Source organism: Pseudomonas sp. MPB23 (genome assembly GCF_046605395.1).
Classification (GTDB): Bacteria; Pseudomonadota; Gammaproteobacteria; order Pseudomonadales; family Pseudomonadaceae; genus Aquipseudomonas.
The window spans coordinates 6,325,252-6,348,921 of the sequence record NZ_CP176771.1 but is presented as its reverse complement, the minus strand read 5'-3'; the positions used below and the strand labels follow the sequence as shown (position 1 = coordinate 6,348,921).

Genomic DNA, 23,670 nt, shown 5'->3' with positions numbered 1-23,670 from the left:
TTTACTGCGCGATGGTTTTCACCGACACGCCACGCTCAATCGGCGTCGAGCGACCGTAGATATCTTCGAACCGCTCGATATCGTCTTCGCCCAAATAGCTGCCCGATTGCACTTCGATGATCTCCAACGGGATTTTGCCCGGGTTGCGCAGGCGGTGCACCGAGGCGATCGGAATGTAGGTGGACTGGTTCTCGCAGAGCAGGAACACGTTGTCGTCACAGGTGACTTCGGCGGTACCGCTGACCACGATCCAGTGTTCGGCGCGGTGGTGGTGCATTTGCAGCGACAGGCACGCGCCCGGCTTGACCGAGATGTGCTTGACCTGGAAGCGCCCGCCCATGTCCACCGAGTCGTAGGAACCCCACGGACGATAGACCTCGCAGTGGTTCTGGGTTTCGCTGCGCCCCTGTTCGTTGAGGGTCGCGACCATCTGCTTGACGCCCTGGACCTTGTCCTTGTGGGCAATCATCATCGCGTCCTTGGTTTCCACCACCACGATGTTTTCCAGGCCGATCACCGACACCAGCTTGCCGTTGCCGTGGATCATGCAGTTCTTGCTGTCCTGGATCACCACGTCGCCCTTGGTGACGTTGCCGTTGATGTCCTTATCGTTGACCGCCCACAGCGACGCCCAGCAACCCACGTCGCTCCAGCCCGCGCTGAGTGGCACCACGCAGGCGCGCTGGGTTTTTTCCATCACGGCGTAGTCGATGGAATTGTCCGGGCAGCAGGCGAAGGTGGCTTCGTCGAAGGTCACGGTGTCGGCGTCTTGCACGCTGCGTTCCAGGGTCAGCACGCAGGTGTCGTAGATGTCCGGGTCGTGCTTTTTCAGCTCTTCGAGGAAGCGGCTGGCGCGGAACAGGAACATGCCGCTGTTCCAGAAATAACCGCCGCTTTTGACGAACTCGACGGCGCGTTTTTCATCGGGTTTTTCCACGAACTGCTGCACGCGGCTCACGCCTTCGGGCAGCAGCGAATCGTTGCCGGACTTGATGTAGCCGTAGCCGGTTTCCGGGCGGGTCGCCGGCACGCCGAACAGCACCATCTCGCCACGCTCGGCGGCCACGGTGGCCAGGGCTAGGGCGCGTTGCAGGGCTTTCTGGTCGTCGATCACGTGGTCGGCGGGCAGCACCAGCATCAGCTCGTCGCGGCCTTCGTTGACCAGCATCATCGCGGTCAGGGCCACGGCCGGCGCGGTGTTGCGGCCGAAGGGTTCCATCAGGATGCGCTGGCATTCGAGCTTACGGGTGCTCAGTTGCTCGTTGACGATGAAGCGGTGGTCTTTGTTGCAGACCACGATCGGCGTGTCCATGCCGTCGAACACCAGGCGTTCCAGGGTCTGCTGGAACAGCGTGTGCTCGCCGGTCAGGGCCAGGAATTGTTTGGGGAACTGTTTGCGGGAAAGCGGCCAAAGACGTGAGCCGCTACCACCGGAAAGGATTACTGGGATCATGTGTTTCTCCTTGAATCAATTTGGGTCAGAGCTACGAAGGTTTGTCGTTTCACTCTTGTTTTTGTCTCGCATCCGAACTGACGCCTCGCTCCTACAGGGGGAGGGTCAACCCGGAAAATTAATCAGCGGGTCGACACGGGGCGCTTGACCCACACTGGCGACAGGCTGCTACCAGAACCGGTGACGTACAGCACCGCCGCTTCACCGCGTTCCAGGGCGACGGGTTTCACATCGCCGACTTTCTTGTCACCGTCATACAGCGCCAGGCTGACTTTCACCGGGTTGATCTCACGCTCGCCACGGCCTTTGGCGGCCACGGACTTGACCACGTCGGTCTTGCCGTCAGCGGTTTTCAGGGTCAGGGCCTTGTCGCTGAGGTTCTGCACGCGCACCAGGGATTTCTGCTTGTTCTTGAACGGCGGTTCTTCGATCAACTGCGGCTGGCCACTGCTGTTGTTGACCAGGGTGTAGTAATGGTCTGGCGCGAGTTTGACCGGCACGGTCTGGCTGCCGACCTTGGCGCTGTAGTCGCCGCCCGGCATGAAGCTGAAGTCGCTGCTGGCCAGCGGGGCCACTTCGTTGAGGTGGGTGCTGCCCACTGTCGCGCTGACTTCCTGGTTGGAAGCGTTGTAGACACGCACGAAGCTTGAGCCTTTCGGTGCGATTGGGCCGTACAAGGCTGCGTCACCGGCGAAGGCAGACAGGGATACCAAGCTCATACCGGCAGCCAGGGCCAGAGTCTTAGCGAGACGACGCGGAGTAGTAGTGAAAGTCATGTGAGTTACCTCTCTTTCAGTTTTGCGCCCGGTCGGGCGTCTCGGATTTTTTAAGGGTGTTCTGTGCCATGTTCTGTTGGCGCGAACCGGCTTGTTTAAGTTGCGCAACCCACTGTGGGTCGGCATCACCGATTTCGTTATTGATCGGCAGATAGCGTTCAGGGAATTCCCAGATCAGCACCTGTGGCGGGCTGTTCTTGAAGTCGTCACTTTTCAGGTAGCCGAGCATCGGCAGGATCGGGCCGTGGCCGTCTTCGGCGTAGCTGATTACGTCGCTGCCCAGGGCTTGCTTGAGCGCGCCGACGAAGTTCCAGTTGGGGTTGGCGCTGTAGCTGGTGCCCACCAGGGCCACCGGGGTTTCGCTGTTGCTGAACAGGGCGTCGTCGCCTTGGGTTTGTGCCAGGTGCGTGACGCGTTTTTCCAGCGGCTCCTTGGGCGGCATCAGGTTTTCGAACAGCGGGTCCAGGGGCAGGAACAGACGCAGGTCGCCTTTGTGCGGTTCGGTCTTCTCGGCCTCGGTGACAAAGCGCTGCGGCTCGCCGTGGAGCGGGGTCTTGTCGGCGATGGTTTTAGCCAACTGCTTGGCAGCGATTTCGGCACCGTCCGGGGTCCAGTGGGTGTCGGTGCGCAGGAACACTTGCTTACCGGCGAGCTTGGCCTGTTGCAGCGGGCCCAGCAGGTCGGGGGCGATGATCCTGTCGGCGGCGACACGGGCGTGGAAGTCCCGGTAGAGGTCGGCGTGGATGCTCGCCGGTTTCACGTCACCCAGGTGTTCCGGGTACAGGCGCACCTTGGCCGGCACGATCGCGAGCACCAGTTGAATACCCTGGGCCTTGAGCTGCTGGCGCACGCCTTCGACCAGCGCGTAGTTGCCTTGCAGGTTCTGGTCTTCGTTGACGGCGGGGTTGAACTCCTCGTCGCTGTACAGCCAGTGATCGCGGCCCAGCACCACGCCGGGACGGCCTTCGTTGAACAGCTTGTAGTCCAGCGCGGCCCAGAGGTTGGTGCCCAGGCGCTTGATCGGGAACGCGTCGTCGTAGTGGGTCTCGACGGCTTTGGTCCAGCGACCGTTGAGCACGGTGGCGTCGGCATTGGTGCTGAAGCCCAGGAAACTGCGCAACGACCAGGCGCCCAGGGCCAGCAGCAGCACCATAAACAGGCTGATATAGAGCACGCGGAATGATCGGGTCATGGTCGGCTCCCTCAGAATTGGAAGTAAAGGAACGGCGAGAAACTCTGCGCCGACAGTTTCAGAATCGACGCCACGAACAGCAGCAGCACCGCCGCGCGCATGGCGTAGCGTGGCCAGTCAGCGGTCCAGTAGGCCGGTTGCACGGCAGCGTCACGGCCCACGGTGAAGCCCGGCTCGTGGATGCTGCCCGGGTTGTCGCCCGGTACGGCCTTGATCAGGCTCGGGTCGGCCGCCTGGGTTTTCTCGCCAGGGCGGTTGCTGTAGAAGTCGCGCAGGCCAAAGAACGCCAGGGTTGCGTAGGCCACCACCAGGGTCGCCACTTGCAGGCCGGTGAGGTTGGCGCGGTTGAGTTCCGACAGCGACCACTCGCCAAAGCTGAACATCGCGCCGTACATACGGCCGGCGACGTGCAGGTTTTCGGCGCGGAAGATCACCCAGCCCATCACCACCAGCAGGAACGTCAAGGCCCAGCGGATCGGATTGAAACTGCGCGGCGAGGTGTTCAGGCCGATGGCTTTCTCGATCGCCAGCCACATGCCGTGCCAGGCGCCCCACACGATGTAAGTGATGTTCGCGCCGTGCCACAGGCCACCGAGCAGCATGGTCAGGAACAGGTTGCGGTAGGTGGTCAGCGTGCCTTTGCGGTTGCCGCCCAACGTGATGTAGAGGTAGTCACGCAGCCAGGTCGACAGGCTGATGTGCCAGCGCCGCCAGAACTCGGTGATCGACTGGCTGATGTACGGCTGTTTGAAGTTTTCCATGAAGCGGAAACCCATCATCAAGCCCAGGCCGATGGCCATGTCGCTGTAGCCGGAGAAGTCGAAGTACAACTGCGCGGTGTAGGCCAGTGCACCGAGCCAGGCATCGCCGGTGGTGGGGTTTTGCAGGGCGAAGCAATGGTCGGCCACCACCGCCAGGGTGTCGGCGATGAAAACCTTCTTGATGAAACCCTGCATGAACCGCGTACAGCCCTCGGAGAACTTGTCGAGGGTGTGGGTGCGGTTGTTGAACTGGTCGGCCAGGTCGCGAAAACGCAACACGGGGCCGGCGATCAGGTGCGGGAAGATCGCCACGAATGCGGCAAAGTCGATGAGGTTGCGCGTGGCTGGAGTGTCGCCGCGGTACACGTCGATGATGTAGCTGATGGACTCGAAGATGTAGAACGAGATCCCGATCGGCAACAGCACGTGGGTGAGGATGAACGGCTCCAGACCCGCCGACTTCATCATCACGTTGATGCTGTCGACGCCGAAGTTGGCGTACTTGAAGTAGCCGAGGATGCACAGGTCGACCACCACGCCGAGCAGCAGCCAGCGTTGGGCCGGCTTGGTGCGCACGCCGGCGGCACCGACCTTGAGGCCGATCCAGTAGTTCCACAGCGTGACGGCCGCGAACAGTGTCAGGAAGTCCACTCGCCACCAGGCGTAGAACACGTAGCTGGCCAGTAGCAGCAGCAGGTTGCGATAGCGTTGCCCGCTCAGGTAGTACAAGCCGAGAAAGATCGGCAAGAACAGAAACAGGAACACATTGGACGAGAAAACCATCCCGATCTCTCCATGTTTAACCAACAGTCAAGGGCCGCAGCCCCCCCAAACCCCCCCACGAATTCGGGGGGGCTGTATTGCAATCTCACTGTCGAAACCGGCTTTAAATGTGGGAGGGGGCTTGCTCCCGATTGCGGTATACCAGTGGCCATCTGTGTTGAATGACACACTGCTATCGGGAGCAAGCCCCTCCCACATTTTTTACCGAGTTCGCCTAGGAACCTTTGTTGCCTTTTTCGTGCGTCGGGTCGTAGACCTTGGTCAAGTCGCCGCCGAGGCGGAAGGTCTTGAACGGCTGCATCCCGTGCTTGCGCTCAAGCACATCCGGCGTGCAGGTGTAGAGGGTGCAGAAGGGTTCGAGCCAGGCGAATTTCATGTCCTCTTTGAGGTCCTTCATGTCCTGCTCTTTGCCGTTCTTCTGCTCGAAGATCTGCGGGTCCTTGACCCCGGCCAGTACCTTGTCGCCCAGGCGCTTGAGGGCGCCGTTGTTTTCCTGGCGCAGATCCACACCGTTGACCAGGGCGAAGCTGGCGATCATCGACAGCGGCGGCAGGGCGTAGTTGTGGTACGACAGCGCGCGTTGCTGGCGCTTCAATTCGTTGGGCAGGAAGCCCTGGTCATCGACCTGATTGGCGCCGACCTTGTATTCCTTCACCGCCCAATCGAACAGGTCGCGACGGTTGGTGGCGATGGACGTCGCCATCACCGACCAGGCGGCCCAGTAAGAGTGGTTGTTGGTTTTTTCCAGCGGCAGGTTGTCCCAGTCGCTCACCACTTGGTCCGCCAGTTTGTTGAACCAGGCTTCGATCAGTTGCGATTCCTGCTGATGGTTGGCCAGCGGGTGCGAGTCGGAGAACTTCAGGCGCACATAGGCCGACGCCATGCTGCCCAACGCCCATTTGCGCATGGATTTGCCGGTGTGGTTGAAGTCCTTGGACATCAACGCATCGGCCTTGGCCCACGACACCAGCCAGTTCAGCGTGCATTCGAGCTGCTCCGGGCGACCGTCGCGCATGAACTGCATCACGCGCTTGCTGGTGTCTTTTTCCAGCTTGGTGATGTCGGCGGTGCTGTCGCGAAAGGCTTTTTCCGACTGCACGTTCAGCGTGGAGCGGGCCTTGTCGGAGCCTTCGTACTTGCTGCGAAACTGCAGCGAGCCGGTGTACGGCGTCGGCATGGCATCGCAGTCATTCTTGAAGTCGCCGGTCTTGAACGCCTCGATCGGTGCGAAGTAGCCCTGGGGCGGACGCAGTGGCGCGGCGGCGTTGACTGAACCGGCGAAGATCGCCAGGCCCAGCAACGATGGAATCCATAACTTCTGCATAGGTAACCTCATTGCCCGAGTGAAGCGGTCTTCTGACCGCCGCTTGGGAACACGTTGCGTGTGCAAATTTTCGCTTCGACTTTCTGCGCCGCAGCACCCGCTTCGGGGCCCTGCACTTCCACGGCCAGCAGGTTCTGCGAGGCCCAGTCTTCGTCGGTGCGCAGTTCAAAGGCGAAACGCCCGTCTGTATCGGATGTCTCGGGTTTCTCGATCTTGATGTCCTCGTGGCGCCCGTTCATGTACCAGAGGGTGGCTTGCAAGGTTTTCACCGACGGGTCGGCGAAGCGGATGTCGACCTGATGGTTGACGTTGCGCAGGTCTTTGTTCGAACTGTTGACCAGCAATTCGTTCTTGCCGGGTTTCAGGGTGGCGCTGGCGCTCATCTGCGCGGTCTTGCCTTCGCAGCCGTTGTCCAGCAGCGCCATCATCTGGCGGTAGATGGTTTCCTGGTCGAGACGGTACAGCGGCGAGAATTCCCAGATGAGGATCTTCGGCGGGCTCTTCTGGAATTCTTCGCTGCCCAGGTACTGGATCATCGAGCCTTCCAGGCCACCACCGGGGAAGGCGACGTTGAGGATGTCGGCACCGATCTCCTCTTCGAGGAAGCCGGCGAAGTTGTAGTTCTTGCCGCTGTGGCTGGTGCCGACCAGGGTGATCTGCGGGTTGCCCGAATCGCTGAACAGGTCGCCGTCGCCGGCTTCGCCCTTGGGCTCGGTGGTGAACTGGTCCATGTACTGGATCGCGTAGCTGGTGCCGCACAATTGCCCGGCCATGTTGTGCAGGGTGCCGGTCTTGCCCATGCGCCCGGAGCGTTTGGTCTCGAATTCACGCTTGGGAATATCGGCGAACTCAGGCATCGCGCGCACTTTGGCACCGACGATTTTCGCCGTGCGCTGGGCGCCGTAAGGGGTCCAGTGTTGGTCGCCGCGAAAGTAGAAATCGTGGGCCGGCAATTCGTCCGGCAGTTGCTCGTTGGTCAATGGCGACAGGTCCGGTACCACGTAGCCCATCTTGGCGAAACGGCCGAGCATGCTCTTGTAGTTGCCCAGGGCCTTGTCGAAATCGAACTTGGCTTTCTCTTCGGGGTTGAGCTTGTTGCGGTTCACCAGGCCACGGGTCGGTTGGTAGACCACCACCAGCTCCACGCCTTTGGCCTTGAACGCATCGTGCAGCTGTTGCATGCGTTTGTAGCCGGCGGGGCTGGTGTCGAATTCGGTGCGCAGGTCTTCCTGGGTGCGGAACAGCCAGTCGCCCTGGGCTTGCACCAGGGTGGTGAAGTTCTGCTGGTAGCGCGTGGTGTAGTTCTTCGCGTCGTGGGCGGCCGGGCACAGGCTGCAGCACGGTTCGGCGGTGAAGGTCGGCGCTTTGACGTCGTCGGCGCGTACGCCCTGGCTGGCCGCGAGCAGGCCGAGGGTCAGACCCGAGAGGCTCAGCAGTTTGATCATGTGTGGGTGCATAAGGGTCATCCTCAGTCCTGCATTTCGGTCTGGCGTTCGACAGGGTCGATCAGCACGGCTTTCTGCTGGCGCACCAGCAGGTCGAGAATTTCTTCCTGACGATCGCCCAGCACGCCGTTGAAGCTGATGCCGCTGGATTTGGTCGGCGCCAGCATCGACACGCGGTACAGCTCGACGCTCAATGGCGAGTCGATGGACAGCGGCCCGCTGCCGTTGCCCGCCAGTTCACCGCCGACCACGATCAGCGAGACCTTGGCGTCGAACGGGTCGAGGGCGATGTCGCGGTCGGTGTCGGTCAAGTCCTTGATGTGGCCGTAGACGCCGGTCAGGCCGTTGGCCATCGAGGTGTTTTCGTACAGCTTGATGTTCACGCTGTTGCGCACCCGGATTCCGTGGCGACGGTTGGCAATCACCTTGTTGCCCCACAGCAGGTTGTCGCCGCTCTCATAGAGGGTGATGCCGTCGGTGTGGTTGCGGTAGAACTCGTTGTCGGCCACGAAGTTGTTGACGCTGTTACGGTCGAGCACCAGGCCCGAGAGTTTGTTGTCGTAGCTGCGGTTGTTGAAGATGAAGCTGTCGTTCACTTCCCGGGAAATGATGATGCCGTGCTTCTTCTTGGTGCCGTAGACGCTGTTGTCCGCGATGATCAGGCCGTGGGAACGGTCGTGAGGGTCAATGCCGTAGACGATGTTGTCTTTGTAGGTGTTGCTCTTGATCACGAAGCCCGTGGTCTCGTAGCAGTAGAAGCCGTACCACATGTCCGAGAACTCGGAGTCGATGATCCAGCCGGTCGGCTCAGGACGCTTGAGCACCTTGGCCATGTTCGGCGTGTACTGGGAAATACTCACCCCGTACGACTTGCTGTTGGCGTAGCCGAAACTGGCCATCTTGGTGTTGGAGATGTAGGTCTCGGTGCCGCCCCAGGCCAGCAGGAACGGGCGGAATTCCTTGGGCGACTTGAACAGTGCCGGGCCATTGGCCTTCTCGTTCCAGCCGGTGACTTTGGTATCACGCACAAACAACTGGCCGTCGTTGATCAGGAACGCGCCGGCTTCCTGGGACAGCCGCAGTTCCCGGGTGTTTTTGTCGATGTCCAGAATGCCCTTGCGCCCGACCACGATCGGCAACTTGGCCAGGAACACCCCCGGCGACGTTTCGCTCAGGTACTGCTTGGGCACTTTGCCGAGCAGGTCCTTGAGGTTCATGTAGCCGTCGTCGACAAAGATCGCCTGGGGAATGCCGTGCTGGCGCACCACCCATTCGGCCATCTTGTTGTCGCCGCCGATGAAGTCCTTGAGGGCGTCTTCCTGCATCATGCGGCGGATGCTGATTTTGCCCGGTTTGCTGCGCACGATTTTTTTCTCGATGGCGGCGGCGGTGTAACCCGACAGATCCGGCAGGGCCGGCTTGGGCATTTCCAGCGGCGCGGTGGGCGGGCTGGAAATGGTGTAGGTCTTGGCCTGTTGCAGTTCTTTGGCGATGGTCGGCGCCTTGGCCGCCGTATCGGCGAACGCTGTGGCGCTGGCCACCAGCATTGCCGCGACGAGTAGGCTTTGAGCATTCATTGCACAGGCTCCCATCAGAATTTCCAGATCACGTCGACAAACGCGCGATGCATGTACGAGTCGACCTGGCTGCCATAGGCATCGCCCGGTTTGAACACACCGGCACGAAAGCGCACCAGGGCCGACGGTTCGTCGATCGACTGGCTCAGCGCGGCCGGCAGCAGGCCTTTCTTGAAGTACTTGGTGACGACCAGGTCCATCTCCTGGCCCAGATCTTTCTTGCCGTCTTCAAGGGGCAGGGACGTGCTGGACAGGATCGCGCCGGTCACGTCGTCGGTGTTGTTCTGCACCGCGTCGATGCCGTTGCTGCCCACCGGCTTGTTGCCGTCGACGCGCCAGAACTTGTGATACACCAGGCTGGCGTCGTAGTCCTCGCGCAACTGCCAGGAACCGAACAGGCTCATGGACTGCATGTTGTTCATCTCGCCGCGGAACGCTTCGCCGAAGCGATGCACGCGGGACTGGGTGCCGGTCCAGTTCGAGCGGTTGCTTTGCAGGCCGTTCTGCTCGTACTCGGCACTGGCGCGCGAATACGCCGCGCCCACTTGCCACTGCGGGTCGAGACGCAGGCGGATCCCCAGATCGGTGGCCCAGCCATTCACGTCATCGCTGCGCTTGGCGGTGGTCGGGCGGCTGCCGTCGGCGTTCAACGCGTTGACGGTGTCGCGGTCGCCCTGCATGCCGGTGAGGCTCGCCCAGTAGTTGACGGTGTTGGTGTTGCGCCAGTTGTAGGCGTCGCTGTTGGCTTCGATGCCGAGCCAGGTCAGGTCGCCGTTTTCGCGCTTGTCCAGCGAGTCGGTGGCCACGCCCGGTTCGGGGTAGTCGAGCTTGCCGTTGTCGTGGGTGTGGTGACCGCGCAGGCCGATCCACTGGCCTGGCATCCACTGGTAGGACGCGTCGGCATAGAGGTGCTGACGGTCCTTGTCCTTGGGCGACAGTTCCTTGAGGTCGGTGCGGTATTCGCTGAAGCGTTCGGCGACGCCGACATTGGCCTTGAGCAGGGTGGTGTCGAAGGTCCAGTTCAGCGCTTCGATGTTGGTGTCGCGCCATTGGCCGTCGTCATTGCGCAGGCGTTGGCGACCGAGCTTGAGGATCTCGCCGGGGTAGGGCGTAAAACCGCTGTAGCCGACCCAGAACTCGCGCATCGCCAGGTAGTTTTTCTTAGTCTTGCGGTCGTTGTTGCTCGACTGCTCGGTGGTGTCATCCGAGGACTGCTGCAGGGTGTCGGTCTCGATGATGTCGCTCGACGCCACCGCCTGGCCCATGGCGTAGGCGCTCCAGTTGCCGCTTTCGCCATAGATCCATGGGCGCAGGTCGAGGCCGATGCCGTTGACGTCGCCGCCCTTTTGCGTGCCCAGGTCGCGGTCGTCCTCGGACTGGCCGGTGACTTTGACTTCCAGGCCGAAGTTCTTGGTTTCGGTCAGCGCGGCCAGGGTCGGGCACGACCACAGCAGGGCGAAGGTCAGGCCGATGCCGGCCTGCACGAATGGATTGAGCTTCATAGGGATTCCTCGCCGTCTTCTTCTTGCAGGGCGTGCAGTTGCAGCGTGCTCTGGGCCAGGGTGCCGCGCGCGGCCAGTTCCTGTTGCACCAGGCGTTGGCCTTCGGCGCGTTGTTCGGGCGTCAGCGGGGCTTCGAGCTGCGTGGCCAGGTCAATGGCCTCTGGCGTGTCCTGGGCTTTAGCCAATTGGCTGAAAACATAGGCGTTCAATGGGTCGGGCTTGGTGCCCTTGCCTTGGGAAAACAGTTGGGCGATGGCGAAGTCGGCGCTGTTCTGGCCGTTGCGCGCAGCGGTCAGCAGGTGGTCCAGGGCTTTTTGCGAGTAGACCTTGCCCAGGTAGCCACGGCGGTAGATCTGGCCGAGGTAGTAATCGGCGGCCACTTCCTTGCCCACGGCTTTTTCAAAATGCGCTTCGGCCGCTTTGGCGTCCGCTGGCACCCACTTGCCTTCGTAGTAGAGCTTGCCCAGCAACAGCTCGGCGCGCGGTTGGTCGGCGGCGCGGCCGTTGTCCAGGTACTTCATCATCTGGTCGACGTCGCCCAGTTCCGGGAAGTCGTAGAGCAATTGCGCCAGGCTGACCCAGGACGCGGGGTAGCCAGGGGCGATTTTTTCCAGCAGCGCCTGGGCAGTTTTTTCGTCCGGCGTGCCGAGGGTGGCATCGCCGAGTACACGGGCGACGCTGTCGACGCGCTGCGCCGTGACCGTGCCACGGCTGTAACCGGCTTCCATTTGCTTGAGCAACTCGGCCTGTTTTTCCGGCTCGGCTTTTTTCTGGTAGACCGTGGCCAACTCGACGTAGCAGATGTCGGTGGTGTTCAGCGCGGCCTTGCAGATGCGTTCGACGTCATCCAGATGCTGGTCGTAGGTGTCCTGGGTGCGATACAGCAGCACCTGGGCCAGACCGGCTTCCGGGTAACCGGCGGCCTGCCATTTATTGATCTGCTGCTGGGCGTTCACGTTGGGGAAGCTGTGGGGGTATTGCAGGTACAGCATCGCCAGCGGGATCAGGGTGTTGCCTTCGCCATTGGCAAAGGCTTTTTTCAGCAGGCCTTCGGCTTCATGGTGTTCGGCTTCGGTGGAACCGGGCTTGGCCACCAGCAGGCGACCGAGGCGGGCCTGGGCGCGCGGCGAGGTATCCGCTGCGGCCCGATAAGTGGCCTCGGCCTGTTTGATTTGCGCCGGGTCGCGGGTGCCCACCTGGATATCAGCCAGGCCCACTTGGGCCTCGCTGTAACCCAGGTCTGCCAGTTGCTGGTAATTCTGCTGCGCGGTGACCGTGTCGCCGCGCTTGAGCGCTTCATTGGCCAGGCGTTGGTCGGGCAGGCCGGCGCAACCGGCGAGGCTCACCGCGATAGCCAGCAACGCCACCGGACCCATGTGGGAGGGGGGAGCAAGCCCCCACACTTGACTGTATTCACAGATAGAAATGTGTAAACCCAATCACCTGTGGAGGGGGCTTGCTCCCGATACAGGCGACTCGGTCCGTCAGGCAAACCGCGCTGATCCCATCGCGAGCAAGCCCGCTCCCACAGGGATTGCGGTGTTTTTAGGCGCATCATCACAGGCATTTCCTCGCTTACAGTCCGGCAGCCATGGCTTTATCGATCAGCCAGTTCAGCGATGGGCCACGGTCGCTGGTGACTTCCACCGGGCGGCCGGCGTAGGTGCTGTCCAGCGGCGCATCCGGCTTGATCTGCACGCGGATGTCGGAGGACAGGTCGGCGCTGTTCAGGCTGGTGCTGCTGACGATGGTGCCGGTGCGGATCTGTTCTTCGTCGGCCACCTGGAAGCTCACCGGGGTGCCTGGGCGAACGTTGGCGAACTGGCGATAGGTGAAGCGTGCTTCCACATTGGCCAGGCTACCGCGCGGTACCAGTTGGAAGATCACATCGCCCTTGCTGGCGTACTGACCGTCGGCCACCAGTTGCTGGGCCACCACGCAATCGCAAGGGGAGGTCAGGGTGCCGGTCATTTGCTTGCCGAACAGTTCTTCGACCTTGGCCGGTTGCAACTGCTCCTCGTCCAGATGGCCCTTGAGCACATCGAGCATGCTGGTGCTGAAGGTCGCCAGTGGCGCGCCTTTGGCCGCGACCGCATCGCCTTTGAGCAGGCTTTGCACGGTGCCGTCGCGCGGCATGGTCACGTTCATGCCGGGCACGCTCACCAGGCCGGCCTGGGCGTGAGTGACGAAGTACATGCCATACACCGACTTGAAGACAAAACCGAACGCCGCCAGGCCCACCAGGAAGATCGCCAGGCTGAACGTCACGGCGCGCAGGCGGCCGAAGGCGCTCATGTTGCTGCCGCCGTCCTTGACCTTGCGCGCCTTGGTGAAGTTGTCGCGTTGCAGGGTGGCGAGCACGTCGCCCATGGTCACGATGTCGCCCGACAGGTGCGAAGTGATCAGGTGGCGCAGGGTGGAAATATCCTGGGCGTCGAGGTTCTGGAATTGGCAACCGGTGCGCCCGCTCTGGCGGTCGTAGGAGCGGATCTGCAACTCCACATCCATGGCCAGGCCGAGGTTATCGATGACGAATTGCAGGCGACCCTTGTGCACTTCGCCAACGGTCAGCGGCTGGGTCGCGGTGAACGCCAGGCCGCCGGCGGACAGGTCGATGACCCGTGCTTCGGTCTGCGTGCGGTCAGTGTTGAAGAAGCGCAGCTTGGCCGGAATTTTCACCCGGGCATGTTGGCGCTGGGCTTCGGATTCGTGGACAACGTTGGCGTTTACTTGGCTATTCATGGTGTGTAGTTCCTAGTTAATTCAGGCTTGGCAGGGTCAGACCATCATCAGCAACACGGCAACGAAGATGCTGCCGGCGGAGAAGGTCATGGTCCGAGACGACCAGGTGTTGAACCAACGTTGAAAGCTGGCCAAATCGCGGGTCAGTTTGGTGTCCTGGCGGGTCCAGGACTGTTGATCGAGGCGGAAGAACACGTAGATCTTCACCAGCGCGCCCATGATCTGGTTGTAATACAGAATCACCGGGTAGGCCGGGCCGATGGTGTGGCCGGAGCACGACAGCAGCAGGGTCAGGATCAGGCGGGTGATGCCGATCCACAGCAAGTACGCGAGGATGAACGCGCCGCCGTACTTGAAGGTGGCGATGATCGCCACGGTCAGGCCGAGCAGGGAGGTCCACATCGACACGCGCTGGTCGAACAGCACCACGCTGGTGAACAGGCCGAGGCGGCGAACACCCAGGCCCAGGGCGCGGGAGTTCTGGCGCAGGTTGTTGCCGTACCAGCGGAACATCAGCTTGCGGCTGGCCTTGATGAAGCTCTTTTCCGGCGGGTGTTCCACGGTGTTGATCGCGGCGTCCGGCACGTAGAAGGTGTCGTAGCCCAGGCGCATCAGGCTGAACCAACTGGACTTGTCGTCGCCGGTCAAAAACTTGAAGCGGCCCAGGCGCCAGTGTTGCAGCGAGTCGCTTTCCACGTCGGCGATAAAGCCGGGGTCGGTGACCACGCTGGCACGGAACACCGACATGCGCCCGGTCATGGTCAGCACGCGCTTGGACAGGGCCATGGAGCACATGTTGATGTGACGCTGGGCGAAGCGCAGTTTGTGCCACTCGCTCATGATGTAGCCGCCGCGCACTTCGCAGAACTCGTTGGTGGTCAGGCCGCCGACATTGCCGAACAGCTGGAACCACGGCACGGTTTTGCGCACCACGCCTTCGGCGAGCACGGTGTCGCCATCGATCACGGCCACCACCGCACGGTCGTCCGGCAGGTGGCGCGAGATGGCGCGGAAACCGAAGGCCAGGCCGTCGCGCTTGCCGGTACCGGCGATGCGCACGAAGTCGAGCTTGACGTGGTCCGGCGGGTTCATCTTCTCCCAGAGGCTCTTGACCAGCAGCTCATCGGACATTTCCACTAGCGAGCAGACCACGGTGGTGGGAAAGCCGCATTCGATCGCTTCGCGAATCACCGAGCTGTAGACCTGTGCGGTGGTCAGCGCATCGATGCGGAAACTGGTAACCATCAGGAACACATGGGAGGGGTCCGCTGATTTGCCCAGCTTGCGCACTTTGCGGCGCAGGTGCGGGTAGACCACGTACAGGAACAGCATGCCGCGAAAGAAATGCGTCGCACCCATCGAGTAGCGCCAGATACCGACGGCGCCAATCAGGAAAATAAAATTCTTCGACTCGGAGTCGAACGTACTCGCCGGCAACAGCAGGGCGAGTCCCATCAGCAGGCTCAAGAAGAACAGCCAGCCGGCGGATTGGAGCAGTACGTGTTTTAACTTGGACATAGGCGTCATCCGCAGGTGAAGAAGGCTTCGTGCTGCAAGCGCTGGGGATCAGGACGCTTGCAGCGCGAAGCTTGCCGTTGCTGTTACCAGCAAATGCCTTCGGTACGGCCGGTCGCACAGGTGGCCTTGGACATGAAGCCCACCAGGTCGATCACTTGCTTGCCGTGCGGTGCGTTCTGCGCCAGGGCACGGAATTTCTCGTCACGGTTGCCGAGGATGATCACGTCGGAGTTGTTGATCACGTCGTCGAAGTCCGAGTTGAGCAGGGACGACACGTGGGGGATCTTGCCTTCGATGTAGTCTTTGTTCGCGCCGTGCACACGGGCGTACTCGACGTTGCTGTCGTAGATGCTTAGGTCGTAACCCTTGCCGATCAGCATTTCCGCCAGTTCCACCAGTGGGCTTTCGCGCAGGTCATCGGTACCGGCCTTGAAGCTCAGGCCCAGCAGGGCGACGCGGCGTTTGTCGTGGCCGGCGACGATGTCGAAGGCGTTCTGCACCTGGGACTCGTTGCTGCGCATCAGCGAGTTGAGCAGCGGTGCTTCCACGTCCAGGGAGCTGGCGCGGTAGGTCAGGGCACGCACGTCCTTGGGCAGGCACGAACCGCCGAACGCGAAGCCTGGGCGCATGTAGTACTGGGACAGGTTGAGGGTCTTGTCCTGGCAGACCACTTCCATCACTTCACGACCGTCGACGCCGACGGCCTTGGCGATGTTGCCGATCTCGTTGGCGAAGGTGACCTTGGTGGCGTGCCACACGTTGCAGGTGTACTTGATCATTTCGGCGACGGCGATGTCCTTGCGGATGATCGGCGCGTCGAGTTCTTCGTACAGCGACTGCAGGACATCGCCGGACGCGGTGTCGAATTCGCCGATAACGGTCATCGGCGGCTGGTCGTAGTCGGCGATGGCGGTGGATTCGCGCAGGAATTCCGGGTTGACCGCAACGCCGAAGTCGACGCCGGCTTTCTTGCCGGAGCAGTCTTCGAGGATCGGGATCACCACGTTGGCCACGGTGCCCGGCAATACGGTGCTGCGGACCACGATGGTGTGGCGGGTAGTCTTGTCGCGCAGGACAAAACCGATCTCGCGGCAGACCGATTCGATGTAGTTGAGTTCCAGGTCGCCGTTTTTCTTGCTCGGCGTGCCGACGCAGATCATCGACAGGTCGGTATCGCGAATCGCTTCGGCGAAGTTGGTCGTACCGCGCAGCCGACCGTTTGCGATGCCTTGGCTCAACAGTTCGCCCAGACCGGGTTCAACGATGGGCGATTTGCCTGCGTTGATCAGGTCGATCTTTTCCTTGGAGATATCTACGCCGACCACTTCGTGGCCACGGGCAGACAGGCAACCGGCACACACTGCGCCGACGTAACCCAAACCAAATATGCTGATGCGCATCGCATTTACCTCTTTGTCATTGAAGACGGTGTTATTCATGCCAATAAATGGCCGGAGTTCATGTTTGCAAACGTCACTGATACCGCGAAAGTTGGGCGAACAGACGCCGACTTACCGCGGACAGGCATGTTAAATAGCGAGTGACTAACGATTGCACTCAAGTTGTGCGCAACTTGGCCTTGTTATTGGGGCCTGCCCTCAAATGCAGCCAGCCTTCCTGGGAGAAGGGTCTGGCGCCAGTGCCGCAGGGCCTTGATAGAGGCTTTAAGCCTTAATTATCAATGCCTTGGGTTGTCTCACTGACCCATTGGGGTAAGCACAGCCTTGGCCTTATAGTTCGTGGCAATACATCCTTATCGCCGCTCTCAACTAATCGGTTGGTGATATGACCACTGAGTCAAAGTTGAATGTGACAACTTTGCTACTTCCGTTGGCCTGTCATGTAAGTCATCTCCTACAGAAACAGAGAATTTCGTTACCGGTGGTATGAGCGGCGCTTCTGGGCGAAGTTCCTGGCCACTCATCCTGTTTCCTGAAATTTCTTGAAATATGAGCAAAGATGGCACTAGTACTATATTGATAGCACTTGCTATTTGGGCCAGTAGTTATAGGGAGTTGGCGCGAAGGGATAGTTTTATGCCACTAGTGTTTTAAAAAAGTGGTGCCACTACGAAAAAAAACGACGAATGTCGAGTGAAAGAATTGTTAGAGATGCGTCAAGATATTTTTTGACGCCAGATAATTGACGATTTTCGGTGTGGAATGCAGACAAAACGGTGGGAGGGGGCTTGCTCCCGATAGTGATAGGTCAGTCGATAGAGAGGTGACTGAAATACCGCTATCGGGAGCAAGCCCCCTCCCACATTTACCTTTCAGCGTCTGGGGTGGCCAGTAAAGGCTTTATTCCGGTGCGTGGTCGCGCAGGAACACCAGATTGTCCGGCTTGGACTGCTCGGCATTGAAGCGATAGCCCTGCACATCGAACTGCTTGAGCTGGGCCGGGTCGTTGATGCGTTCTTCGATCACGAAGCGGCTCATCATGCCCCGGGCCTTTTTCGCGTAGAAGCTGATGATCTTGTACTGGCCGTTCTTCAGGTCCTTGAACTCGGTGTTGATGATCCGTGCGTTCAGGGCCGGGCGCTTGACCGCCGAGAAGTACTCGTTGGACGCCAGGTTCAGCAGCACGTCATCACCTTGCGCGGCCAGCGCTTCATTGAGCCATTCGCTGATGCGCGTGCCCCAGAAGGCGTACAGGTCCTTGCCACGGGCGTTGGCCAGTTTGGTGCCCATCTCCAGGCGGTACGGCATCATCAGGTCCAGGGGGCGCAGCAGGCCGTACAGGCCCGAGAGCATGCGCAGGTGGTCCTGGGCGTAGCTGAAGTCAGCGTCGTTGAAGGTCTCGGCATTCAGGCCGGTGTACACGTCGCCCTTGAACGCCAGCAAGGCCTGCTTGGCGTTGTCGGGAGTAAAGGCCGGTGTCCAGCTACCGAAGCGCGCGGCGTTGAGACCGCCGATCTTGTCGGAGACGTGCATCAATTCGCTGATTTGCGCCGGGCTCAGCTCACGCAGTTGCTCGATCAGTTCCTGGGAATGGTCCAGGTACTGCGGCTGGGTAAAACGCGGGGTCGCAGGCCGGGACTCGAAGTCGAGGGTCTTGGCGGGGGAAATCACCATCAGCATGAAGTTGGCTCCTGTAATCGTGCTTGTAGCGTGGGCCGGATTCTAGGGGGTTGGGCACTTTGACTCCACCTATGATGCCGATAGCGGGGTCGGTGGTCGGTCGTGATCCGCGCGAGGCAATCCCCGCGCGAGGCGATGAAATATCCAGTTTCAGTTTTTTTCAGCCCTTGCGCAGCGGCGTTCTGCGGGGATGTGTGCAACTTCTTGCACAGTTTTGGCGCGTTATGATTTTTTTCCTTCATAACACAGTGGCTCTACTGAACGGTCCGGGTGAGTTTCACGGGGGCTGAATTGTCAGGCGGGGCTGCGCAGCGTCCAAGGAACGACAGCATGTTCAACCCGGCCTTGCGAACTCGATTCAGCCTGACCCTTGATGAATGCGACAACGACTTCCAAGTGCTGTCGTTTACCGGCACCGAGGCAATCAACACGCCGTATGCGTTCGAGGTGGAACTGGTCAGTGAAAGGCCTCACCTGGACCTGGAAACCCTCCTGCACAAACCGGGGTTCCTGGCCTTCGACCCCCAGGGTGGCGGTATTCACGGGCAGGTCTACCGGATCGCCCAGGGCGACTCGGGTAAACGCCTGACCCGCTACACCCTGACATTGGTGCCGCACCTGGCCTACCTGCGCCATCGCATCAACCAACGGATCTACCAGCAGTTGTCGGTGCGGAGAATCATCGCACTGATCCTCGAAGAGCACGGCATCCAGAGCAACGCCTACCAGTTTCAGCTCGTCACCCCCTACCCGGACCGCGAGTATTGCGTGCAGTACGACGAGTCCGATCTGCACTTCATTCAGCGCTTGTGTGAGGAGGAGGGGATTCACTTTCACTTCCGGCACCGCACTGAAGGCCACATCCTGGTGTTTGGTGATGACCCGATCGTGTTCCCGAAGCTGCGCCGACCGACGGCCTATGTGCAGGACAGCGGCCTGGTCGCGGATGAGCCGGTGATCAAGGGGTTTGGCGTGCGTCTGGCGGCGCGCACCCGTCGTACTGCACGTGCCGACTATGACTTCGAGAAGCCGCGCCTGGTGCTGCAGGCCAACTGGCGCGACGACGCGGAGCACGAAGAGCCGGACCTCGAAGACTATGACTATCCCGGCCGTTTCACCGACCGCAGCCGTGGCACCTTGCTCAGCCGGCGCGCGCTTGAGCGCCATCGCGCCGATTATCGCCAGGCGTGGGGGCAGGGTGATCAGCCCGCCCTCGTCAGCGGCCACCTCCTGACGCTTTCCGGGCACCCGCGCAGCGAGTGCAATGCCCCGTGGCTGCTGACGCAAGTCGTTCATGAAGGCAAGCAGCCGCAAGTCCTCGAAGAGTCGCTGAGCAGCGACACCTCCGACGCCAAGGATGACTTTCACCAGGGCTATCGCAACCGCTTTGTCGCGACGCCCGCGGAGGTTTCCTACCGCCCTCCGCTAAAACACCCCAAGCCCCGCGTACTCGGCAGCCAGACCGCACAGGTCACCGGTCCCCAGGGCGAAGAGATTCATTGCGACCCGTACGGTCGGGTGAAGCTGCAGTTCCATTGGGACCGTGAAGGGCAGGGCGACGACAAGAGCAGCTGTTGGGTGCGCGTCTCGTCCAGTTGGGCCGGCGAGCGCTATGGCGGCATCAGTATTCCCCGCGTCGGCATGGAAGTGCTGGTGACGTTCCTCGAAGGCGACCCCGACCAGCCGCTGGTGACCGGTTGCCTGTACCACAAGGAACATGTCGTGCCTTACCCGCTGCCGGCGCACAAGACCCGCAGCGTCTTCAAGACCCTCAGCTCACCCGGCGGCGCCGGCTTCAACGAACTGCGCATCGAAGACAAGCAAGGCGCCGAACAGATCTTTGTGCATGCCGAGCGCGATTGGGACGAACACATCGAGCGCGACCAGACGATCCGCGTCGGTCACGAACGCCACGACACCGTGGAAAAGAACAGCCACACCGAACTCAAGGGCGAAGAACATCGCACCGTGCATGCCGACCGCAAAGTCGAGGTCAAGGCCGACGACCACCTGGTGGTTGGCCAGAACCAGCACCTCAAGCTGGGCGGTGCCCACCTGAGCCATGCCGGTGGCGAGCTGCATTTCAAGGCGGGTCAGAAGATCGTCATCGAGGCTGGCGTCAGCCTTTCGCTGCGGGCCGGCGGCAGTTTTATCACCCTGGATGCCAGTGGCATCAACGTGTCCGGCCCTGTGGTCAAGGCCAACGGCGGTGGTTTTCCGGGCGCCGGTACCGGAAGCGCGGTGCTGTTGCCCGTTATTCCATTGCCCGTGGACACCGCCAAGGCGGGTGGACTGCTGGCGCGTGCGGTTTCGCGCGCGGCGGCGGAGGTTATCCACACGCTCACTTCGGTCGTGAGCCCGATACCCGGTCGACCCGGCTACAGCAATGAGCCCTACACGCTGTTTGCCGATGGCGTCGCCATCCAGCAGGGCCTGACGGGGGCCGACGGTGTGATCCGCTTTGAACACGTCCCTGGCACGCAGGCGTATGAGGTGGAGTTGGTGAGTGGTCATCGCTTTGAGATCAAGCCCACGGCCGACCGCGTCGACGCGGTGTCCGCCAGCCAGCAGTTGGCGCGCAGCGGGCGGCGCGACTACGGGGCAGAGGCCGAACAACTCAAACCGTTGGGATCGCCCGATGATTACCGCGCGCAGGGAGCCACCGAATGAAGCCGGATTACCGTAAAGAAGTGATTCAGTTCATACCGGGCGAACACTCATCGTTCGAACTGACCAAGCAGGCCTTCGGCGCGGTCCACGATGCCATCGGGGCCGCGACCCGCAGCGTCGACATCATCAGTTGGGGGTTCGACCCGGCGATACGCTTCAAGCCCGGCAGCGACCGTATCGGCGAGCTGCCGTATTACGGCGCCAGTGGCTACCGCTATCAGCAGCGCGAAAAGGAACTGCAGGCCATTCTGATTGATCTGGAGAACCAGTTGAACGGCAACGGTGGCTACAACCAGTTCGCAGGCTCGGGTGCGCCCGACTATTCGCCTCAGGATCAGGAATACACCCGGGAGTGGTTCCGCCGTATCCATGATGGGCAGATGCGGAATGTGGAGTTTCGCACGCGGGATTTTTCCACTGAACTGCCCTTGAACGCGCTTCTGCGCGGGCCGCAGATGCTCACTGAAAAAGGTCGCCTGTCGACCCTGTATCGCTTGATCAGAGGCGAAGCCCCCGATACGAACTTTGCGCATATGTTGCTGTTGACCCTGTTCGCCAGCCACCACCAGAAAATGGTGCTGGTGGACTACGAAGACATCGCGAACGCCGTAGGCTTCGTCATGGGCCACAACATGCATCGCAACTACTGGGACACCAGCGCACACCTCTACCACGACAAAGCCGCCGGGCGCAGCCCAGGCTTCGGCCCGTGGCAGGACCTGTCCATGCAAGTGCAAGGCTCCGTCCTGCACGACTTGAACCACAACTTCAGCAGCGCCTGGGACCGGGAAACCGTCTGGATCAAAAAATGGTTTACCGACGGCCTGAGCGAACAACGCAACACCATCAACCCGGAGCACTTCAAAAGCGCCGGCCCGACCATGGCCCAGATCTGCCGCACCCAACCCCAGGAAGGCGCAGAAACGTCGATCCTGGAGCTGTACCACAAGGCGTTGGGCAACGTGCGTAACTACGCCTATTTTGAAAATCAGTATTTTCGCTATCCGGCGTTTGCCCGGCAGTTGCGCGAGTTGGCGGCGGCCTATATCGCAAAGGGCAGAGAACAAGACCTGTACTTGTTCGTGGTCACCAACCATCCGAACGACAAGAGCTTTGCCAGTACCACCTATGCCATGTTGCAGGAGCTGGGGCAGGAACAACTGATGCCCCAGGCCCAACGCACCCTGGCCGAGGACATGCTGCGAAAGCGCAGCCAACTGGCGTACCTGGAGGCCAATCCACACCGTGATCCCTACGTACAACGGGCCCAACTCAACCGCGCCGACGTACTCAAACGCGAGATTGCAGAACTGGAAGCAAAGGGCATCACCCCCGAAGTCGAGCAACGCCTGGGCGGGCTTAAACCCGAAGACATCCCTGAACTCGGCAAGCCCAAAGACGGTGAAAACGACGATGAAAAACCCTACACCCTCAAGGACATCCCGGGACTGAAAGTAGTGATCGGCACCCTGACGACCTGCACGCCAGAACCCAGCAGTCCGTTGTTTGAAGGCGAAACAGCCCAGTTCCGCGATATCTATGTGCACTCCAAGTTATTGGTGGTGGACGATGTTTTCAGTTTGCTGAGTTCCGCCAATATCAATACCCGCAGTATGCATACGGACTCGGAGTTGGGACTGGCCGCACCGGATTATGAGTTGGCGAAGCGGTGGCGGGAGGAGTTGTGGGGGTTGCATGCAGGCAAGTCATTTGACGATAGCAAGGGGGGCTGTGATGCGGCTAAGAATTTTAAAAGATGGAATGAGGTTATGAATAAAAACTGGGAAAAAAATTCAGAAAAAAGCCACTAATTGCCCATTTGACGCGTTTTTGGGATGTGGAGACACCTTATGCCAAAGCCATTGATTAAAGGTTTTTCCGTTGGCGTCCTTATTCTTTCATTTTTTCTGAGTGGGGATCCAGCGATGGCCTATCCAACCTTTACCTGTGCCTATGAAAAAGACCATAACCCACCACTGGATGCTGAAGCTGAACTCTGGTTTCAAGAGGCCCGTGCTTTGGAGAAAGTACGCGGGGTTAAAAATTGGCGAAAAATTGTTTGGCTTTACGAAAATGCTATCGCCAAAGATCACTGGAAAGCGATGCACAATCTAGCGGGTCTCTATCGCACGGGCTGGCCTGGACAGCCCGGTGTTAAACAAAACACCAGCAATATGCTCGACCTCTATGAACGCATGGTGAAACTCAAAGTTCCGCTGGGCTATTACAACTGGGCTGTGATTGCTGAAAATGGGCGTGGAGTATTGAAATCTGACCGAATGGCCAGTTCTTATATGTTTCAGGCAGCGCAGTTAGGAAGTCCGTTAGCACAGGTTCGAATCGGCCAATATTTTGCTTATGAACTTCCAAGGCATAAACAGGATGATGATATGGCCGAACGTTATTACCGATGTGCGGGTGCTCAGGATAATCCTGACGCCATAGAGAAAACCGCAAGCTTCTATGATACTGCCAAGGAAAACAAACCAAGGTCACTATTTTATTATCAGCGCGCGGCATCTATGGGCAGTTCCACGGGGTTTGGTTATCTCAGTGGGGTATTTGAGGTGAAACCTGAGCCCATATATAATTTCGGGTATCGGCCAAACCGAGAGCTTTATGAGTTATATGCTGAGCTGTCAGCGAAATTGGATGCTGATCCTAAATTACGGTTTCCTACCTTGATGAAAGATCACCCACTCCCTGCCCACCCCACACAAGGCTTCGATGCCGAACATCCAGACCGTAGACCAGAGCTATGAAAACTTTGGCAAATAAAAATAATTGCATTTATCGGTCTAAATCATTGGCGGGAATTTTCTTGCTTTGTGCTCTTGCACTTTCGCT

At 60.2% G+C, this 23,670-nt stretch carries 16 protein-coding genes; 3 read left to right on the top strand and 13 right to left on the bottom strand.

The window, feature by feature from the left end; all coding sequences use genetic code 11:
- Window position 1: 1 nt before the first annotated feature.
- The 13 genes from ACLH0J_RS28860 to yaaA form a co-directional block, all read right to left on the bottom strand.
- Window positions 2-1,453, bottom strand: a complete 1,452-nt coding sequence (locus ACLH0J_RS28860; RefSeq protein ID WP_411390105.1) for a mannose-1-phosphate guanylyltransferase/mannose-6-phosphate isomerase — start codon at window positions 1,451-1,453, stop codon at window positions 2-4.
- Between the two features lie 122 nt (window positions 1,454-1,575).
- Window positions 1,576-2,229 (bottom strand): alginate O-acetyltransferase AlgF, encoded by a 654-nt coding sequence (locus ACLH0J_RS28855; protein ID WP_411390104.1) that lies wholly within the window; start codon window positions 2,227-2,229, stop codon window positions 1,576-1,578.
- Between the two features lie 16 nt (window positions 2,230-2,245).
- Complete coding sequence (locus ACLH0J_RS28850; protein WP_411390103.1) at window positions 2,246-3,421, bottom strand: alginate O-acetyltransferase; 1,176 nt, start codon at window positions 3,419-3,421, stop codon at window positions 2,246-2,248.
- 11 nt (window positions 3,422-3,432) lie between these two features.
- Complete coding sequence (locus tag ACLH0J_RS28845; protein ID WP_411390102.1) at window positions 3,433-4,965, bottom strand: MBOAT family O-acyltransferase; 1,533 nt, start codon at window positions 4,963-4,965, stop codon at window positions 3,433-3,435.
- A 214-nt stretch (window positions 4,966-5,179) separates the two neighbouring features.
- Window positions 5,180-6,289, bottom strand: coding sequence for a mannuronate-specific alginate lyase (locus ACLH0J_RS28840; protein WP_411390101.1), 1,110 nt, complete (start codon window positions 6,287-6,289; stop codon window positions 5,180-5,182).
- An 8-nt stretch (window positions 6,290-6,297) separates the two neighbouring features.
- On the bottom strand, window positions 6,298-7,746 hold the full coding sequence (locus ACLH0J_RS28835; protein WP_411390100.1) for an alginate O-acetyltransferase: 1,449 nt from the start codon (window positions 7,744-7,746) through the stop codon (window positions 6,298-6,300).
- A gap of 11 nt (window positions 7,747-7,757) precedes the next feature.
- Entirely contained in the window at window positions 7,758-9,326 is a 1,569-nt protein-coding gene (gene algG / locus ACLH0J_RS28830) for a mannuronan 5-epimerase AlgG (protein WP_411390099.1), read from the bottom strand.
- On the bottom strand, window positions 9,326-10,813 hold the full coding sequence (locus ACLH0J_RS28825; protein ID WP_411390098.1) for an alginate export family protein: 1,488 nt from the start codon (window positions 10,811-10,813) through the stop codon (window positions 9,326-9,328). The genes algG and ACLH0J_RS28825 overlap by 1 nt, the downstream gene beginning before the upstream one ends.
- A complete protein-coding gene (gene algK, locus ACLH0J_RS28820; RefSeq protein ID WP_411390097.1) occupies window positions 10,810-12,189 on the bottom strand; it encodes an alginate biosynthesis TPR repeat lipoprotein AlgK in 1,380 nt (459 codons plus the stop codon). Before algK ends, ACLH0J_RS28825 begins: the two co-directional genes overlap by 4 nt.
- A 199-nt stretch (window positions 12,190-12,388) precedes the next feature.
- Window positions 12,389-13,555, bottom strand: coding sequence for a PilZ domain-containing protein (locus tag ACLH0J_RS28815; protein WP_411390096.1), 1,167 nt, complete (start codon window positions 13,553-13,555; stop codon window positions 12,389-12,391).
- Between the two features lie 36 nt (window positions 13,556-13,591).
- The gene (gene alg8 / locus ACLH0J_RS28810; RefSeq protein ID WP_411390095.1) at window positions 13,592-15,073 is read right to left on the bottom strand and encodes a mannuronan synthase; all 1,482 of its coding nucleotides are present in this window, start codon (window positions 15,071-15,073) and stop codon (window positions 13,592-13,594) included.
- Between the two features lie 83 nt (window positions 15,074-15,156).
- Window positions 15,157-16,473 carry a nucleotide sugar dehydrogenase gene (locus tag ACLH0J_RS28805; protein ID WP_411390094.1) on the bottom strand — a complete coding sequence of 439 codons (1,317 nt, stop codon included), beginning with the start codon at window positions 16,471-16,473 and terminating at the stop codon, window positions 15,157-15,159.
- A gap of 900 nt (window positions 16,474-17,373) precedes the next feature.
- Window positions 17,374-18,153: a peroxide stress protein YaaA gene (gene yaaA, locus ACLH0J_RS28800; protein ID WP_411390093.1), complete on the bottom strand. Its 780-nt coding sequence runs from the start codon at window positions 18,151-18,153 to the stop codon at window positions 17,374-17,376.
- A 330-nt stretch (window positions 18,154-18,483) separates the two neighbouring features.
- On the opposite strand from yaaA, the gene tssI reads away from it, so the two are divergent.
- The 3 genes from tssI to ACLH0J_RS28785 are packed head-to-tail and all read left to right on the top strand — an operon-like array spanning window position 18,484 to window position 23,585.
- Window positions 18,484-20,823 carry a type VI secretion system tip protein TssI/VgrG gene (tssI, locus tag ACLH0J_RS28795; RefSeq protein ID WP_411390092.1) on the top strand — a complete coding sequence of 780 codons (2,340 nt, stop codon included), beginning with the start codon at window positions 18,484-18,486 and terminating at the stop codon, window positions 20,821-20,823.
- The gene (locus ACLH0J_RS28790) at window positions 20,820-22,634 is read left to right on the top strand and encodes a hypothetical protein (RefSeq protein ID WP_411390091.1); all 1,815 of its coding nucleotides are present in this window, start codon (window positions 20,820-20,822) and stop codon (window positions 22,632-22,634) included. Before tssI ends, ACLH0J_RS28790 begins: the two co-directional genes overlap by 4 nt.
- Window positions 22,635-22,673: 39 nt before the next feature.
- On the top strand, window positions 22,674-23,585 hold the full coding sequence (locus ACLH0J_RS28785) for a tetratricopeptide repeat protein (protein WP_411390090.1): 912 nt from the start codon (window positions 22,674-22,676) through the stop codon (window positions 23,583-23,585).
- Window positions 23,586-23,670 lie beyond the last annotated feature (85 nt).

What these genes read in the sequence shown, in the direction of transcription:
- ACLH0J_RS28850 (WP_411390103.1), bottom strand. Translation starts at nt 3,421, where the DNA reads ATGACCCGATCATTCCGCGTGCTCTATATCAGCCTGTTTATGGTGCTG.
- tssI (WP_411390092.1), top strand. Translation starts at nt 18,484, where the DNA reads ATGTTCAACCCGGCCTTGCGAACTCGATTCAGCCTGACCCTTGATGAA.
- ACLH0J_RS28815 (WP_411390096.1), bottom strand. Translation starts at nt 13,555, where the DNA reads ATGAATAGCCAAGTAAACGCCAACGTTGTCCACGAATCCGAAGCCCAG.
- algK (WP_411390097.1), bottom strand. Translation starts at nt 12,189, where the DNA reads ATGGGTCCGGTGGCGTTGCTGGCTATCGCGGTGAGCCTCGCCGGTTGC.
- ACLH0J_RS28825 (WP_411390098.1), bottom strand. Translation starts at nt 10,813, where the DNA reads ATGAAGCTCAATCCATTCGTGCAGGCCGGCATCGGCCTGACCTTCGCC.
- ACLH0J_RS28845 (WP_411390102.1), bottom strand. Translation starts at nt 4,965, where the DNA reads ATGGTTTTCTCGTCCAATGTGTTCCTGTTTCTGTTCTTGCCGATCTTT.
- algG (WP_411390099.1), bottom strand. Translation starts at nt 9,326, where the DNA reads ATGGGAGCCTGTGCAATGAATGCTCAAAGCCTACTCGTCGCGGCAATG.
- yaaA (WP_411390093.1), bottom strand. Translation starts at nt 18,153, where the DNA reads ATGCTGATGGTGATTTCCCCCGCCAAGACCCTCGACTTCGAGTCCCGG.
- ACLH0J_RS28840 (WP_411390101.1), bottom strand. Translation starts at nt 6,289, where the DNA reads ATGCAGAAGTTATGGATTCCATCGTTGCTGGGCCTGGCGATCTTCGCC.
- ACLH0J_RS28790 (WP_411390091.1), top strand. Translation starts at nt 20,820, where the DNA reads ATGAAGCCGGATTACCGTAAAGAAGTGATTCAGTTCATACCGGGCGAA.
- ACLH0J_RS28855 (WP_411390104.1), bottom strand. Translation starts at nt 2,229, where the DNA reads ATGACTTTCACTACTACTCCGCGTCGTCTCGCTAAGACTCTGGCCCTG.
- ACLH0J_RS28835 (WP_411390100.1), bottom strand. Translation starts at nt 7,746, where the DNA reads ATGCACCCACACATGATCAAACTGCTGAGCCTCTCGGGTCTGACCCTC.
- ACLH0J_RS28860 (WP_411390105.1), bottom strand. Translation starts at nt 1,453, where the DNA reads ATGATCCCAGTAATCCTTTCCGGTGGTAGCGGCTCACGTCTTTGGCCG.
- ACLH0J_RS28805 (WP_411390094.1), bottom strand. Translation starts at nt 16,473, where the DNA reads ATGCGCATCAGCATATTTGGTTTGGGTTACGTCGGCGCAGTGTGTGCC.
- alg8 (WP_411390095.1), bottom strand. Translation starts at nt 15,073, where the DNA reads ATGTCCAAGTTAAAACACGTACTGCTCCAATCCGCCGGCTGGCTGTTC.
- ACLH0J_RS28785 (WP_411390090.1), top strand. Translation starts at nt 22,674, where the DNA reads ATGCCAAAGCCATTGATTAAAGGTTTTTCCGTTGGCGTCCTTATTCTT.